A 16453-nucleotide genomic window follows, 5' to 3' on the forward strand; every position below is an offset into this window, starting at 1 on the left:
ATGGCTTGGAAAAATATGGGAATGGAGAGGGGTACCTTATAGACAGGGGCTCATCCGGCCAGCTCTTTCGTCGGCAAAATATCCAAGCGCACATCTACCTATACGACAAATCTGCCCCTGCCAAGCTCTGCTCCATCCGGTCATACGCAATAAACCATGCAAAAAAAAACCGCCCCTCAAAGGGGCGGTTTTGAATTTCATCCTGCTCAGCTCGCCGAGGCGGTCAGAATGCCGGTCAGCTTCTCCTGGAAGGCAGGAACGCCGACGCGGTTGACGAACTGGTGGAAGGACTCGCCGGCTTGGCGGTCGTCCTTGTAATAGCCGATCAGCTGAGCCAGGACGGACGGAACGTCGCCTGCCTTCACACGGCCCTTGAGCGGCTTGTTGAAGGTTGCGCCGGGGCCGAGGATGCCGCCGACGGCGATGTCGAAGGCGTCGACCATGCCGTCCGGGGTTTTCACCAGGGAGCCCTGGAGGCCGATGTCTGCAATATGCTTCTGGCCGCAGCCGTTCGGGCAGCCGATGAAGTGAATGCGGATCTTCTCGTCCAGCTCGACGTTCTCGTCGAGGTATTCGGCGACGACGCGGGCGAATTCCTTGGTCTCGACGATGGCGAGATTGCAGAACTCGTTGCCGGTGCAGCTGACGGTGCGGCTCATGAACGGCTTCGGATTCGGCGTGAGGCGTTCCAGCACCGGCGCGGCCAGGGCCGCTTCCACGTTCTCGTCGGCGACGCCCGTAATGATGATGTTCTGGGACATCGTCGTGCGGATCTTGCCTTCGCCGTACTTGTCGGCGATGTCGCACAGCTGCTCGAGCTCATCGGAATTGGTGCGTCCTACCGGCACATTGAGGCCGATGTAGTTGCGGCCGTCCTTCTGCTTGTGCACGCCGTCGAAGTAGGCCGCCTGCCAGCCGGCCGTCTTGCTCTCGCCGCGCGAAGGCATGTCGCCGATCAGCTTGAGCAGCTCCTCCTGGAATTTCTCCGGGCCCCAATCGGCGACGAGGAACTTCAGGCGGGCATGATGGCGCTTCTCGCGATAGCCGTGGTCGCGGAACAGGGTGGTGACGCCGACCGCAACCTTGAGAGCTTCCTCTGGACGGACGAACATGTCGAGCTCCTTGGCCAGATAGGGCTTGGCCGAGAGTCCGCCTCCGACCCAGGCGTGGAAGCCGATGACTTCTTCGCCGTCGATGACTTTGACGGCCGGCGTGAAGGCCAGGTCGTTGATTTCCGCATGCGCGTTGTTGTAGATATTCGCGGAGACGGACATTTTGTATTTGCGCGGCAGGTTGGAGAAGTCGCGGTTCATGAGGAAGAAGTCGTTGATTTCCTCGACGAGCGCAGTCGTATCCATCAGTTCATCCTTGTCGATGCCCTGAAGAGGGTTGCCGACGATCGTGCGCGGGCAGTCGCCGCAGGATTCGTAGCTGTACAGGCCGACTTCCTCGAGCCGCTTGAAGATATCCGGCATGTTCTCGATGCGGAGCCAGTGGTACTGAATCGCCTGGCGGGTCGTGACGTCGATCAGGTCCCGGCCGTAGTCGCGGCCGATCGAGGCGAGGGCTCTGGCCTGAGCGGTCGTCATGACGCCGGAATTGATGCGGATCCGCATCATGAAGTAGCCGTCGCGCGGCTTCTGCTCGTAGACGCCTGCCCATTTGAAGCGGTTCATGTCGTCCTCGGGAATAGAGTCATAACCTTCCAGGGCATACTTCTCGATAATCGTGCGGATGACATCCAGTCCGTCCTTCTCGATTTTCCAAAGTTCCATTTTATTCAGCTTGGACGTGTCGGCCGTCCAGGGCATTTCGTAAGCCATGGAAATGAACCTCCTATAGTTGGTTCCGGTATTTTAATATCCGATAAAAAAGGTATGATTACGCTAATCCGATCGTACCATAGCGGGATCGCAGGGGCAATAACCGGGAAGCCGCGGCCTATAAGGAATGTTGATGCAGGCTATCCGGAATTTTTATAATGGGAAAGAATAACCGGACCGGAGGCGCGGCAAATTAGAAGGTGACAAAATTGTGGCAAACGTGTTACGGAGCGAAAACATCTTGCATCCGGCACGCCTAAAAGATACCATAGCTTATATACGTCCATAAGCCGCCCGAATCCGGTCCAGGCATTTCGGCATCGACGCCGTCGGAAGCGGTCTCACAGCAATCTAACCCGGGAGGTAGCACCCCATGTATCTTGCAGCAGAAGCGGCCAAGGCCGCGACGAGCAACTTCAATACGTTCGACATCTTTATGCTTTTGTTCACGATCGTCATCGCTATCGGGCTTGTACGCCTTGTCGGCCAGCGCAAGAAGAACATCTTCGCCATCGGCTGGGGCGCCGCATGCCTGCTCGTGTTCCTCGTCATCGACTATATCATGATCTTCAAAGTATGGCTGGCGTAAACCGCTGCCCTACATACCGCGCTTCGAACTAAAAAGGCTTCCCGATGCAGCGTCTGCTGCCGGGAAGCCTTTTTATCTCCTGCGCTTACGTGCGGGTCACACCCACCACATCTCGCCGAGCGGCTCGCGGATGAGCACCTGCTGCAGGTTGGCGACCGCTTTGCTGAAGCCTTCCTCGACGCTCATGAGGCCGTCTTCATGCTCGATGCTGACGACATAGTCGTAGCCGACAAGGCGCAGCGCGCTGATGATGTCGGCCCATACCTTGAGGTCGTGGCCGAAGCCGACGGAACGGAACTGCCAAGCGCGGTCGAGCATGAGCGTGTAGGACTGCATGTCCGTTACGCCGTGCTTGTTGACGTTGATCGGATCGATCGTCGTATCCTTGGCATGGAAATGGTGGATCGCGCCTTCGCGGCCGAGGATATGGATCGCCTGGACCGGATCGATGCCCTGCCACCACATATGGCTCGGGTCAAGGTTGGCTCCGATCGCTTTGCCCGTCGCTTCGCGCAGGCGGAGCATCGTGGCCGGCGTATGGACGGAGAAGCCGCCGTGCAGCTCGAGGCCGATCTTCACGCCAGCCGCTTCGGAGATGTTGTTGATGTCGGTCCAGTAAGGAATGACCTTCTGTTCCCACTGCCACTTCAGCACTTCCTGGAAGTCGTTCGGCCATGGCGCTACCGGCCAGTTCGGATACTTGGCGTCCTCATGGTCTCCAGGCAGGCCGGAGAACGTGTTGACGACCGGAACCTCCAGACGGTTGGCCAGCTCGATCGTCTTGCGGATGATTCCGTCATGCTCGGTCGAGATCGCTTTCTGCGGATGCAGCGGATTGCCGTGGCAGCTCAGGGCGCTGATGATGAGGCCGCGGGATTCGACCGCCTGCTTGAACGCGCGGCGCTTGCCGTCGTCGGCAAGCAGCTCGTCCAGGTCAAGATGGGGGCTGCCCGGATAGTTGCCGGTTCCGATTTCAAGAGCGTCGAGCCCTTTGGACGCGATGTAGTCAAGCGATTCCTCGAACGTTTTTTGCGCAAACAGAACAGAGAATACACCAAGCTTCATGGTGAATAACCTCCCGTGGATTAGAATGACCCATAAACGCTTTCATTATAGCATGCCCCCCACCCGCATACAGCCTGCAAAGCGAGATGATGACAAAAACGCATAATAACTGGACAATCCGTTGAAGCGCTTCCGCCTCGACTTCATGACCGGGAATAGCGGCAAGCGGAGGGCAGGACTGCTTTAGTCCATCCTCCCCTTGCTCCTATGGAAATCGGTTTCCTGCGCATCCGAAATCAGACGATTCCGCCTCCAGGCGACGGAGTAGACGGTAAATGAAGCGAGAAGAACCCCCGGAAAAATAACGAGCTGGTAGGAATGGTGAATCAGCATCACGGAAAAGGATATGCAGACCAGGCCGACGGCAATGCCGATCAGCAGCTTCTCGTTCGCGGAGGTGAAGTAGTTCTCCTTCACGGAGAAATCATGGGGAGGCTGCTGGATGAAGGAAAAGCCTTTCCCGGACGCTTTCAGGATGAGGGCGATTACATAGGCCGTCAGGATGGATGCGATTTGAAGCAGGAAGACGTAGCCGGTACTCTGGGCCATCACTTCTTCGGGCACGAGTCCCGAAGCGGTCAGCAGGAAGTAGAGCCCGAATTGAAGCGGCATATACAGCATGTACCCCGTCACGAGTGCGAGAGTCGACCAGAAGAACCGGATTTTCAGCATATAGCGGCATAAAAGCAGGAGAATCACAAATTGGATAGGCGTATCCAGCACGGACAAAGGCAATACCATGCGGTTGACGTAAGAGAGCAGAGCGATGAAGACGCTGCTGCCGAGAAGCCGCCATCTATAGGCGTAAATGGGAAGCTTGAAAGGGGTCAGTGCGCAAGCCCAGATGGCCAGGGCATCGAACACGCCCAACAGGATATAAATGAAATCTTCCGTCATCGAGTCGGCTCCGATTCTACACGTATTTAATCTCCAGGGGCAAATGCTGCCCATCTATATAAAACAAAATCAGTATAGCAACTTTAAAGGTTTAATGACATACGGCGTTAACGATAAGCCTGTTCCGTTCATGCCGTTAAGGAAAATGGAATCCAGTTGTGCAAGAACGGCGTTTCCGCTATACTGATTCAAATGCATACCGTCACCATGCCGATGATGAGAATCCAACTCGGAGGCGTTTTCGCCAAGGGAATTCCGTTCCCCTAAGTTTGCCGGACCGCCCGTTACCGCGGAACCAAAGAGGGTCGGATCTTTCAGCCGGCCAAATTGGGTGGCACCGCGAGTCAAGCGCTCCTCGTCCCAACAGGACAGGGCGCTTTTTGTGTTTTTTTCACAGACAAAGGAGCGGTGCGGCATGTTGGAAATGGGATGGATCCGGGAAAATCCGGAAGAAGTGAAGAAAGCGGCGGCGGCGAAAGGCTCGGCGTTCAATGTGGAGGAGCTGCTCGCTGCGGATGCGCTGCGGCGGAAGCTGCAGGGGCAGGCCGATGAGCTGCGGCAGGCGCGGAACCTGGCATCGGCGCAGGTCGCCGCCCATATGCGGGCGAAGCTGCCCGCGGCAGCCGAGAAGTCGAAGCAGCAGGCGCGCGAGGCGAATGAAAGGCTGCTTGAAGTCGAGCCGGCACTGGCTGGCGCGGAAAGCGACTATCGCAGGTTGATGCTGGAAGTGCCCAATCCCGTATCGGATGACACTCCTGCGGGCAAGTCGGATCTTGACAACGTGCAGGTGGATGCATGGGGACAGCCGCCGGAATTCGGCTTCGCGCCGCTGAGCCATGTCGAGCTCGGCGAGCTGCACGGGATGGTCGATTTTGCCAGGGGCGTCAAGACGGGCGGCACCCGCAGCTATTATTTGAAGGGAGACGGCGCGCTGCTCCACAGGGCGGTCCAGCAGCTGGCGCTGGACGTCCTGCTGCGCGAGGGCTTCACGCTGCTCGAAGTGCCGGTCATGGTGCGTACGGAAGCGTTCACGAGCACCGGATTTTTCCCGTCGGGCGAGGATCAGACCTATCGCCTGGAAGGGAGGGACGAGCGGCTGGCCGGCACGGCGGAGGTGCCGCTCGTGAACTACTACAGCGGCGAGATCATCGACGTCTCGGAGCCGCTGAGGCTGGCGGCGGTGTCGGCCTGCTTCCGCAGCGAAGCCGGCTCGGCCGGCCGCGACACGCATGGCCTCTACCGGGTGCATCAGTTCGCCAAGGTCGAGCAGGTCGTCATCTGCCGGGCCGACCGGGAGGAGGCGGAACGGCTCCACAGGGAAATTACCGGTCATGCCCGCAAGGTGCTGGAGCTGCTGGAGCTGCCGTACCGCGTCATGGCCGTCTGCGGCGGGGATATGTCGCAGAAGACGCACAAGCAGTTCGACCTGGAAGCCTGGATGCCGAGCCGGGACGCATATGGGGAGACGCATTCGTCGTCGAACCTGCTTGATTTCCAAGCCCGGCGTGCCGGCATCCGCTACCGGGACGACGAGGGCATGCTGAGGCATTGCTTCACGCTCAACAATACGGCGGCAGCTTCGCCGCGAATTCTTATTCCGCTGCTGGAGATCCATCAGAGGGAAGACGGCAGCATTCGGATTCCGGACGCCTTGAGACCGTATATGAACGGCCGGAGCGAAATCCGGACCTGAGACCGTATATAAACGGCGGGACCGAAATCCGGACCTGATGCCGGCTTCCCCGCGAGGTCGAGCAGGCTTCGCCGACGTCATTGAATGGAAACGCCGTCCGTCAAGGCGGTCTTCCTCCCGAGCGGGAGGCCGACCGCCTTCTCCTTTTTCGCAGTGCCGGCTCTGCCCGGTCAAGGCAAGAATTCCTCCGCCGCTGGGGCTGCGGCCTGAAGTTGCCAGCCTGCTTTTTCCCCGGAATGCTTGGTGCAACCGGCCTTCCTCTGCTACACTAGCAGTATAGCGGCCGTGTCAGACGGCCACACTAGTTGAGAAGATAGATACGGAGGCATATCGAGGCAATGACCTTAACCATACAAAGGCAAGACATCGAGCTGCTGGCCCCGGCCGGCGATTGGGAGTGCATGAGGGCGGCGGTCGCGAACGGAGCGGACGCCGTTTTCTTCGGCGTCGAGAAGTTCAACGCGAGGGCGCGCGCCAACAACTTCCGGATGGACGAGCTGGCGGAAATCATGGCGTTTCTGCACAGCTACGGGGTAAAGGGATTTTTGACGTTCAACATTCTCGTCTTCGAGGATGAGCTGCGAGACGCGAAAACGCTGATCGAAGCTTGCGTGGACGCGGGCGTGGACGCGGTCATCGTGCAGGATCTGGGACTGGTGAAAATGATTCGCGAAATCTCGCCGGATTTCCCGATCCACGGCTCTACCCAGATGACGATCACCTCTCCGGAGGCGGTGGAGTTCACCAAGCCGTTCGACATCGAGCGCGTCGTGCTCGGACGGGAGAACAACCTCAAGCAGATCAAGACGATCGGCGAGAAGGCCAAGCTGCCGATGGAGGTATTCGTTCATGGCGCGCTGTGCGTCAGCTATTCCGGCCAATGCCTCACCTCGGAAATGTGGGGAGGCCGCTCCGCCAACCGCGGCGAATGCGCGCAAGCGTGCCGCCTTCCCTACGATCTGATGGTCGACGGCGAGCGGAAGCCGATGGGCGATATCGCCTATCTGCTGTCCCCCAAGGATTTGGCCGCGATCGACATCGTGCCGGAGCTGATCGAAGCGGGCGTCACTTCCTTTAAAATCGAAGGACGTCTGAAAAGCCCCGAGTACGTGGCCAACGTCGTGTCCAAGTACCGCAGCGCCATCGACGCTTACTTTGACGGCGACCGTTCCGGCCCGTCCAAGGAGGAAGTGCGCGAGCTGCAGCAGAGCTTCTCGCGCGGCTTCACGCACGGCTTCCTCAAGGGAACGAACAACAAGCAGCTGGTCGAGGGCACGTTCCCGAAAAGCCGGGGCGTCTACCTCGGCCGCGTCGAGCGCATCCTGCGCGACGGCGTCGTCTGCCGGCTGGAAGCGCCGCTCAAGCGGGGCGACGGCATCGTGTTCGACGCCGGAGATCCGACTCAGAAGGAAGAGGGCGGACGCGTCTACGATATCCGCCGCCAAGGCGTGAAGATCGAGGGCGAGGCGATGGAAGGCACCGTGCTCGATATCGTGCCGGGCCGCAGCGACGTCAATCTGCAGCGGGTGAAGGTCGGCGACCGCGTCTGGAAAACGAACGATCCGGCTCTGGACCGCCGCCTGCGAGCGACGTACGAAACGGAAAAGCCGTATCGAGTGTTCCCGCTCGCGCTGAGGGTGGAGGGCGCCGAAGGGCAGCCGCTGCGCACCTGGTGGACCGACGTCCAGAAAGGGACGACCGTCGAGGCGGTCAGCGAGATGCCGCTGGAGAAAGCTCTCAAGCGGCCGATGGACCAGGCGCTGCTTGAAGACCAGTTCGGCCGGCTCGGAGGCACGCTGTACCAGCTCGAGGAGCTGGAAGTGAAGCTGGACGGCGAGCTGATCATTCCGGTGCGCGAGCTGAACCGGATGCGGCGCGAAGCGGTGGAGCAGCTCGCGGGCGAGCGGCCGAAGCCGCCCGTTTACGTCAAGCGGGAGGCGGATATCTTTGCGGACGCCCGCACCCAGGAGCAGCGCGACAAGGACGCCGCCGTCGCGGCAGGTCCCGGCGCTGCGCGCCTGACCGCTCTGTGCCGCACGCTGGATCAGGTGAAGGCTGCCTGCGCTACGGACGTGGAGATGATCTACGCCGACTTCGAGTTCATCAAGCAGTTCCCGGCCGCCATCGAAGCCGCGCGCGCGGCAGGCAAGCCGATCGCGCTGGCGACGCCGCGCATCCATATGCCCAACGAGAACGGCTACCACGCCAATATTCTGCGCCTGAAGCCGGATGCGGTTCTTGTGCGCAACACCGGCGCGCTGTATTATTACCTGCGGGCCCGCATGGAGCGGCCGGGCGAGCCTTTCCCCAAGCTGATCGGGGACTTCTCGCTCAACATCGCCAACCATAAGGCGGTGGAGCTGTTCCGCGAAGCGGGCTGCGACGTGCTGACGCCATCCTACGACCTCAATATCCAGCAGATGGTCGACCTGCTCGGCAACACCCGCGACACTTCGGCGCTTGAGGTGGTCATCCACCAGCATCTGCCGATGTTCCATACCGAGCACTGCGTGTACTGCACGTTCCTCAGCGAAGGCACCGACTTCACGAACTGCGGCCGTCCTTGCGAGGAGCACAATATTTCCCTGCAGGACCGCATCGGCATGTCCCACCCCGTCCGCGTGGACGAGGGCTGCCGCAACACGGTCTACAATGCGATCGAGCAGTCGGGCGCGGAATACCTGCGCAACTTCCTGGAGCTTGGCGTGCGCTCCTACCGGGTCGAGTTCCTCGAGGAGCCGGCCGAGAAGGTGGGCGAGGTGCTCGCTCTGTACCGCGACGCCATCAACGGCCGCATCAGCGGCACCCAGGTATGGCGCAGCCTGAAGGCGACCAACCAGCTCGGCGTCACTCGCGGCCAGCTGGTGAAGTAAGGGCTCGGCGCTCGGAGCCAGCTGGTGAAGCGCCCAGCGCGCGATGAGTTCGCATTTGACGGCGGTCAGCCAGCATGAAGTTCCATGAAATATCAAGGCTTTTCGCCCCAACGCTTCCCGGTTTCCGAGAGGCGTTGGGGATTCATTTTGCATACAGAGAGGGTTATGACGGATGAATGTCAGCAAGTTTGAAGGGCGCGAGCCTGTTTCCATGATTATTGACGCCGATACGGGGATCGACGATGCGTTGGCGATCCTGTACGCCGTGAAGTCGCCGGCTATCCGGCTGGAGGCTGTATGCACGGTGTTCGGCAATATCGACGTCGATCAGGCGACGGACAATACGCTGCGCCTGATCCAGCTCGCCGGCGCGCGCGACCGCGTGCAGGTCGTCAAGGGCGCCTCGAAGCCGCTGGAGCGCGAGTTCCAGGGCTCGACCTCCCATGTGCATGGAGAGAACGGAATCGGCGGCGCGGTGCTGCCCCCTTCTGACCAGCTGCCGCTCGGCGAAGCCGCTGCGGATTATCTCGTCCGCATCGCGAACGAGCGTCCCGGCGAGGTGACCCTCGTCCTGATGGGGCGGATGACGAACCTGGCGCTTGCGCTGCGCCGCGATCCGTCGATCGCCTCCAAGTTCCGCAGCGTCGTCGTCATGGGCGGCAATGTGCTCGTGCCGGGCAACGTGACGCCGGTCGCCGAGGCCAACTTCTGGGGAGACCCGGAATCGGCGGCGGTGCTCATGGAAGCCGGGCTGCCGCTGACGGTCATCGGGCTCGACGTGACGCTGCAGACGCTGCTTACCCGCGATGCCTTGGACGAGCTGGGCAAAACCTGCCTTCCTGAAAACGCTCCGCTGGTCGATTTCCTGAAGGATTCGTTCGCGATCTACTTCGACTTCTACCAGCAGGTGAACAAGCTGGACAACGCCTGCCCGCTTCATGATCCGCTGGCCGTCATCGCGGCCGTATTCCCCGAAATGGTCACCTGCACGACGCTCCATGCGTCCATCGCCTGCGGCGACCGGCTGACCGACGGCATGGTCGTCACCGACCGCCGGGTCTTCCCGAGCGTGGGGAATCCGGTATCGTTCGCTCTCGAAGTCGATGCGGACACGGCACTGGAGGAGCTTTACTCGGTGTTTAAATAATCGAGGAAATAACCTAAGTTGTATTGATAATAAGATAAAAAATAATCCCTAAGAACCATTTGTGGAATGGAATAAGGTTTTATTTTCCTTCTCATGGTACTATCTTCCTATATTTAATGGGAGAAGGGAAGATTTGATCGTGAAGCACAAAAGGTGGATAGCTTCTACTATTCTGGCTGTTGTCATGGCTTGTTCGGCGCCTGCAGGCGTGTGGGCCGGCGGAAGCAGCCGCGTCGTTGATTTTGACGGAACAAATTACTTGCTGGAGGACGGCACGGTCTGGATCCAAGGAAAAAAGGGCTATGAGATCGCCGACGTCAAGCTGAGCAGCATCGAAAACGGGTATGGATTGACTCCCGGCGGCGGCCTCGTCGGCTTGGACGGAGGAAAAGCCGTCTCGCTGGCTCAAGGCGTCAAAGCGTTGGCCGGCAGCTGCCTCCTTAAGCAGGACGGAACGGTGTGGGAGCTAGGCGGCGGCCAAGTCGGAGGGACGGCGCCTCAAGCGTCCTTGGCCGATTGCGGAGGAAACCTTACCGCATCCATGAATCCATCCGGGCAGATCTATGCCGACGGCAAATTCGGCAGCGGCAAGCTGGTCGCTGCCGTCAATGCCGAATCCGTCGTTTCCCTTCGCGCCACATCCGGCAAAGACGGCCAGGATTCCGTCTTTGTTGTCCTCTATCGCACGGGAAAGCTTGAAGCCTACGATTACCTTGGCTTCGACCGTGCCGACTTGACGAAGTACGTGCCGAGACCGATCGTGGAGGATGCCGTCAGCGCCGATTACAGCCGATCCGGAATGCTGGCGGTTGTCCGCAAGGACGGAACCGTCTGGCATAACGACATCAGCAACAAGTTCAAGTTGACGGAAGCTTATCCCGGTTTGACAGGCGCATCCGAAATTGTCTACTTCAGCGATTCGTATCTCGTTCTCCGCATGCAGGACGGCAAGCTTGAGGCGTATGAGACCGGCAGCGGCAAACGGTTCGAGATGGAGCTGCCGGCCGTCGAAGAGCTCAAAATGGAGCTCGAAGCGACCGACCTTGCGGTAGGCGATAAAGTGCATGTCTCCATCGAGGAGAAGTGGGAAGGAATGGCGGCCCGCACCGTTCCGCTGGCTGAAGCCAACGTGACGATCGAGAAGCCGAGTCTGCTGCAAAAGCTTCCGGACGGACAGCTCAAAGCGCTTGCGGCTGGCGAGACGGACGTGACCGTCGTTTCCGGGGGACAAAGCCGAACGGTCCATGTGACCATCAGCTCGAACCAAGCGCTGGAGGGCGGCGCTTATCTGGACGGAACGATGTATTTGCCGCTCAAGGGCACATTCAAGGAACTCGGTTATTCGGTTGCCTGGGATCCGGGCTCCAAAACCTTCACCGTCAAGCAAGGCAGCCGGGTCATCCAGCTGAAGCAGGGCAGCGCTTCCGCGGTTGTAGACGGCAAGCCGCTGGCTATGCCGGGCAAAGTCCAGACGGTCGGCGGAACGGCGGTATTCCCGGCGGCTCTGCTCAAGTCTGCTCTTGGCGCTTCCTTGGACTGGAACTCCTCCTATCAATACATGACCGTGACGATGGGCAAAGCCGTAACGCAGATTACGACTCCGCGGACGGACCAAATCATCCGGCAGGAAAAGCTTGGAGGCTTGACTCGTCTGATCGGCAAGAGCTACTGGATCAACCATTTCGACAGCGATTACCGATTCCAGAAAGTTACGATTGAAGACATCTATCCGGAGCAGGGCGGTTCCTTCACGCTGTACTTCAGGCTGGCTTCGGGCAAGCTCGTATCGCATACGGCCTACGATGCCTCGATGGTAAGCGAGCTTCTCGGCAACAGCGAGAACTTCCTGACCGCGGATCCATACAAGACCTACAAGTGGTCCCAATCGACATGGTCCTTGGTCAAGCAGGAAAAGGTGGCTGTCGGAATGAACAAGGAGCAGGTGCTTCTCAGCTGGGGCCGGCCAAGCTCTAAAAGCGTTCTCAGCAGCAGAGGCATTACGGTTGAAACCTGGAGTTACGGCTACAGCAATTATGTGACCTTTACGAATGGAAAGGTCGGCGCCGTTTACGGCTCCTAACCGTCTGGTCCAGCGTTCCGCTCCCGGCATGAAACGGGGCCGGAGCTGCCGGATTTGCTTGAAGCGGGATCGGCGCTGATGGTATCGCTAATAAAAAGAAAGCAAAAGGCTGCGTGCACGCCCCGAAAGGGACGGCATGCAGCCTTTTTTGGTGCAGGACTATCAGATCTTGGGCTCCTTATCGTAGCCGGGCAGATCGAAGTCCGTATTGTTCAGCTCGCGGAACAGGTTCGTGCCTTCAATGAAAGCCCGCGTCTCGGCCGTCCCCAGCTCGTGAATCGTCATGTACAAATCGTTCACATGGCTTTGATAGCGCTTCTGGGTCGGGCTCCTGTCGTTGGACTTGTACGGAATGGCCGCCACGAGGGAGCTGACATCGTCGGTCGACTCCATTTCGTCCAGCAGGATCTTGAGCTTCTCCAGCTCCTCCTGGGTCGCGCTGATCTCAAGCTGATCCGTGCCGGAGCGCTCATGCTCGATCGTCTTTGAAGTGATGGAAATGAAGTAAGGCAGGCGAGGGTCGCTGGCGGACGAACGGTCCAAATCGCTCGGCACGCGTCGTCTGTCGCCTTCCTCGTCATCCTGCGGCTCGTCCTGCTGGACCGGCCCGTCCGTTCCTTTGACCGCAGGAGGATGGACCGCGCTGTCTGCCTCCACGATCCCTTGCGGCTCGTGGCCGCTTGGATGCCCGCCGTTCGGATGCGCCTCCGTCCGCTCGAGCTCTTGTCTCGTGCGCTGCTCGTCCTTGATCGCTCCGGTTTCCGTTTCCATATGGTCAACGTCTGCTTTGCTCATGATCGTTTCCTCCTTCGGAAGTGGAATTGCCTTGTTCTCTTTGTAGGTTCCATTACCAACATGCTTCCCGCCTTGAAACAAGAGAGGCCGCTCCATGCGGTTGCGAAGCTGCCCGGGAAGGAGATCCTCTGAGCGATCGAGGAGCAAAGCGGGTGCGGCAGCGGAAAAAGGGCCGCTTCTTTTGAAACAGCGCTCCAAGCCCGGCTTGAGGGAGCCCGCGCCGGCAGGTTTTTTGGGCGGATCCAACGAAGCGGGGAGGCCGCGCTGCGCCGGCATCCAGCCCGAATTGACAACGAAGCCGGCCCTTCACTAGACTGGAACAACAGGCTTGGAAGCGACAAGACGAATGGGAGACGGAAATCATGGCGGAAGCATTTGACCAATGGAGGCATGTATTCAAGCTGGATCCCGACAAGAAGCTCGCCGGCAAGGAGATGGACCGGGTCCTGTCCTCCGGCACGGATGCGATACTGGTCGGCGGCTCCAGCGGCCTCACCTACGAGAACACGGAGTCTCTCCTGCATTCCATGGAGGGCTCGGGAATTCCCGCCGTTCTTGAAGTGTCGAGCCTCGAGCTCGCGGTGCCCGGCTTCGACTTCTACTTGATTCCGATCGCTCTGAATACCCCTGACGGGGATTGGATTACCGGACGCCAGGCCAAGGCTCTGGAGGAGTGGGGGCCGCTCATTCCTTGGGAGAGGACGCTTGGCGAAGGGTATATCATTCTGAACGAGGCTGCCGAGGCGGCCCGTGTGACGGGGGCAAGGACGGATCTGGACGAGAACGGAGCCGTCGCCTACGCCCAGCTGGCCGACAGGCTGATGCGGCTGCCGATCGTCTATTTGGAATACAGCGGCCGATTCGGCGACATGGAGCTGGTGCGCAGGGTGAGGCGGTCGCTGCGGCAAGCCAGGCTGTTTTATGGCGGGGGCATCGACGGTCCGGAGCGAGCGGCTCTGGCGGCGCGGACGGCTCCGACTGTCGTAGTCGGCAATGTGCTGTACGATCATTTCGACAACGGGCTCGCTACGGTGCGGGCGGTCAAGGAGACTAAACTGGCGCCGTAGGAAAATTTCTCCTCTATAGCGTAAGCGTGAACGCAGCGGCGACGAAGCCGTTCCCTTTCGGCTGCCGATGCTGCTGTTCAGCATTTCCGCCTGCAGCCACCGCTGCAGCTGCACCGCCTTATGCCTGCAGCCACCGCCGTAGCTGCACCGCCTTATGCTGCAGCGGCGGATGTACGTGACTGCGACTCGCGGGGGAGACGGCGATAGCCGCATACAGGCGCCTCTGCAAGCTTGCGCCGGCAAGCAGGCGGAGATGAGGAAAATTACCTTCTGTCCGGCCCGGTTCCTTCATTGACACTTCCGGCCCGGTTGCCCTAGACTGGAGACAGGCGAACAAAGGCGAACAGCAGGCGGATCCGCGAAGGCGCGGTATTCGTTCGGAGGCTGGCGCCGAGCAAAGGAGAACGAATGCATATATGATGAACGACATCGGAATCGAAGCCGCGGTCGGGAAGCTGAATCCTCCCCAGCGCGAGGCCGTTCAGGCGACCGACGGGCCGCTGCTGATCATGGCCGGCGCCGGCTCGGGCAAGACGAGGGTGCTCACGCACCGGATCGCTTGGCTGATCGAGAAGCGGCGCGTGGCTCCTTGGAGCATTCTGGCCATCACCTTCACAAACAAGGCTGCCCGCGAGATGAGGGACCGCGTGTCCAAGCTCGTCGGAGCCGGCGGCAGCGATATATGGGTATCGACCTTCCACTCCATGTGCGTGCGCATCCTGCGCAAGGACATCGATCGGATCGGCTTCACGTCGAACTTCTCGATCCTGGACTCCGGCGACCAGCTGTCGGTCATCCGCGGCTGCATGAAGGATCTCAACATCGACACCAAGAAGTTCGAGCCGAAGGCGGTGCAGGCCGTCATCAGCAGCGCGAAGAACGAGCTGATCGATCCGGTCCGTTTCGAGACGAAGGCCGGCAGCGACTACTTCCAGAAGGTCGCCTCGGATGTGTACAAGATGTACCAGAAGCGGCTGCGCAGCAACAACTCGCTCGACTTCGACGATCTCATCATGTCGACGATCCAGCTGTTCACGGATGTGCCGGAGGTGCTGGATTTCTACCAGAACAAGTTCCGCTACATCCATGTCGACGAGTATCAGGATACGAACCGCGCCCAGTATATGCTCTGCCGCATGCTGGCGGACAAGCACCACAACATCTGCGTCGTCGGCGACAGCGACCAGTCGATCTACCGGTGGCGGGGAGCGGACATCACGAACATCTTGAACTTCGAGGAAGACTACCCGGAGGCGCGGACGATCCTGCTGGAGCAGAACTACCGTTCGAGCTCCAATATCCTGAACGCGGCCAATGCGGTCATCGGCCAGAACACCGGCCGCAAGGACAAGCGCTTGTGGACCGAGCGGGGCGCCGGCGAAGCCATCAAGATGTACCAGGCCGATTCGGAGCATGACGAAGGCTACTATATTACGGGCGAGATCCGCACGGGGCGCAATGGTGGCCGCAATTATGCGGACCATGCCATCCTGTACCGGACGAATGCCCAGTCCCGGGTCATCGAGGAAATTCTGATCAAGTCGGATATTCCGTACCAGATCGTCGGGGGCATCAAGTTCTACGACCGCAAGGAGATCAAGGACGTGCTCGGGTATCTGCGCCTTGTGTCCAATCCGGACGACGACATCAGCCTGACCCGCATCATCAACGTTCCGAAGCGGGGCATCGGCGACACGACGATCGCCAAGCTGGCCGAGGAGGCGGCGCGCCGCGGCTCCTCGATCTTCCAGGTGCTTGGCGACCTGTCCGGCGTCGAGGTCAACGGACGCACGCGCACGCTGCTGCAGGACTTCCGCACGATGATCGACAATCTGACCGGCATGCGCGACTACCTGTCCGTGACCGAGCTGACCGAGAAGGTGCTGGAGCTGTCGGAATACCGGCTGGAGCTGCAGCGCGAGAACACGCTGGAGTCCAAAGCCCGCGTCGAGAACATCGAGGAGTTCCTGTCCGTGACGATGGAATTCGAGAAGCGCAACGACGACAAGTCGCTCGTCTCGTTCCTGACCGATCTCGCGCTCATCGCCGACATCGATTCCATGGACAAGGACGAGACGCCGGACGACGCGGTCATCCTGATGACGATGCACAGCGCCAAAGGCCTTGAGTTCCCGGTTGTGTTCATCATCGGCTGCGAGGAAGGCGTCTTCCCGCACAGCCGGGCCTTCACCGACAACGAGGAGCTCGAGGAGGAGCGGCGCCTCGCCTATGTCGGCATCACGCGCGCCGAGCAGCAGCTGTACATGACCTGCGCCCGGATGCGCACCCTGTTCGGGCGCACGAGCAGCAATCCTCCTTCACGCTTCCTCAAGGAAATCCCGGATGGCGTGAAGGAGCTGGCTTCGCCGGGCGGCCGCACGATCGGCGGCGGCCGGTACGGCGGCTCCGCCGCCTCGGGCGCCG

12 protein-coding genes are annotated in these 16453 nt (G+C 60.0%); 7 read left to right on the plus strand and 5 right to left on the minus strand.

Translation table 11 applies throughout. From position 1 onward, the window contains the following. Positions 1 to 206: 206 nt before the first annotated feature. Positions 207 to 1823: a nitrite/sulfite reductase gene (locus PHU01S_RS24465; RefSeq protein WP_048745631.1), complete on the minus strand. Its 1617-nt coding sequence runs from the start codon at positions 1821 to 1823 to the stop codon at positions 207 to 209. Between the two features lie 373 nt (positions 1824 to 2196). On the opposite strand from PHU01S_RS24465, the gene PHU01S_RS24470 reads away from it, so the two are divergent. After that, the gene (locus tag PHU01S_RS24470) at positions 2197 to 2412 is read left to right on the plus strand and encodes a hypothetical protein (protein WP_021879740.1); all 216 of its coding nucleotides are present in this window, start codon (positions 2197 to 2199) and stop codon (positions 2410 to 2412) included. A 96-nt stretch (positions 2413 to 2508) separates the two neighbouring features. Here PHU01S_RS24470 and PHU01S_RS24475 read toward each other — a convergent pair whose 3' ends face one another. The 3 genes from PHU01S_RS24475 to PHU01S_RS26485 form a co-directional block, all read right to left on the minus strand. Next, complete coding sequence (locus PHU01S_RS24475; RefSeq protein ID WP_048745632.1) at positions 2509 to 3477, minus strand: sugar phosphate isomerase/epimerase family protein; 969 nt, start codon at positions 3475 to 3477, stop codon at positions 2509 to 2511. A 183-nt stretch (positions 3478 to 3660) separates the two neighbouring features. After that, positions 3661 to 4374 carry a hypothetical protein gene (locus PHU01S_RS24480; protein WP_048745633.1) on the minus strand — a complete coding sequence of 238 codons (714 nt, stop codon included), beginning with the start codon at positions 4372 to 4374 and terminating at the stop codon, positions 3661 to 3663. Positions 4375 to 4443: 69 nt separating this feature from the next. Next, positions 4444 to 4791, minus strand: coding sequence for a hypothetical protein (locus PHU01S_RS26485; RefSeq protein ID WP_218032498.1), 348 nt, complete (start codon positions 4789 to 4791; stop codon positions 4444 to 4446). Here PHU01S_RS26485 and serS point away from each other — a divergent pair. The 4 genes from serS to PHU01S_RS24500 all read left to right on the plus strand — a co-directional run bounded on the left by serS (position 4790) and on the right by PHU01S_RS24500 (position 12167). Next, a complete protein-coding gene (serS, locus tag PHU01S_RS24485; RefSeq protein ID WP_127510332.1) occupies positions 4790 to 6067 on the plus strand; it encodes a serine--tRNA ligase in 1278 nt (425 codons plus the stop codon). The genes PHU01S_RS26485 and serS overlap by 2 nt on opposite strands. Positions 6068 to 6405: 338 nt before the next feature. Beyond that, positions 6406 to 8940, plus strand: a complete 2535-nt coding sequence (locus PHU01S_RS24490) for a U32 family peptidase (protein ID WP_127510334.1) — start codon at positions 6406 to 6408, stop codon at positions 8938 to 8940. Between the two features lie 172 nt (positions 8941 to 9112). Next, complete coding sequence (locus tag PHU01S_RS24495) at positions 9113 to 10087, plus strand: nucleoside hydrolase (RefSeq protein ID WP_127510336.1); 975 nt, start codon at positions 9113 to 9115, stop codon at positions 10085 to 10087. Positions 10088 to 10226: 139 nt separating this feature from the next. Continuing rightward, positions 10227 to 12167, plus strand: a complete 1941-nt coding sequence (locus PHU01S_RS24500) for a stalk domain-containing protein (protein WP_127510338.1) — start codon at positions 10227 to 10229, stop codon at positions 12165 to 12167. Positions 12168 to 12329: 162 nt separating this feature from the next. On the opposite strand, the gene PHU01S_RS24505 is transcribed toward PHU01S_RS24500, so the two are convergent. After that, positions 12330 to 12962 (minus strand): hypothetical protein, encoded by a 633-nt coding sequence (locus tag PHU01S_RS24505; protein ID WP_127510340.1) that lies wholly within the window; start codon positions 12960 to 12962, stop codon positions 12330 to 12332. 362 nt (positions 12963 to 13324) lie between these two features. On the opposite strand from PHU01S_RS24505, the gene pcrB reads away from it, so the two are divergent. After that, positions 13325 to 14029 (plus strand): heptaprenylglyceryl phosphate synthase, encoded by a 705-nt coding sequence (gene pcrB / locus PHU01S_RS24510; RefSeq protein ID WP_127510342.1) that lies wholly within the window; start codon positions 13325 to 13327, stop codon positions 14027 to 14029. Positions 14030 to 14445: 416 nt separating this feature from the next. Then, the coding region (gene pcrA, locus PHU01S_RS24515; RefSeq protein ID WP_127510344.1) for a DNA helicase PcrA at positions 14446 to 16453 on the plus strand (2008 nt) is incomplete at its 3' end.

Source organism: Paenibacillus humicus NBRC 102415, from assembly GCF_004000905.1.
GTDB lineage: Bacteria > Bacillota > Bacilli > Paenibacillales > Paenibacillaceae > Paenibacillus_O > Paenibacillus_O humicus.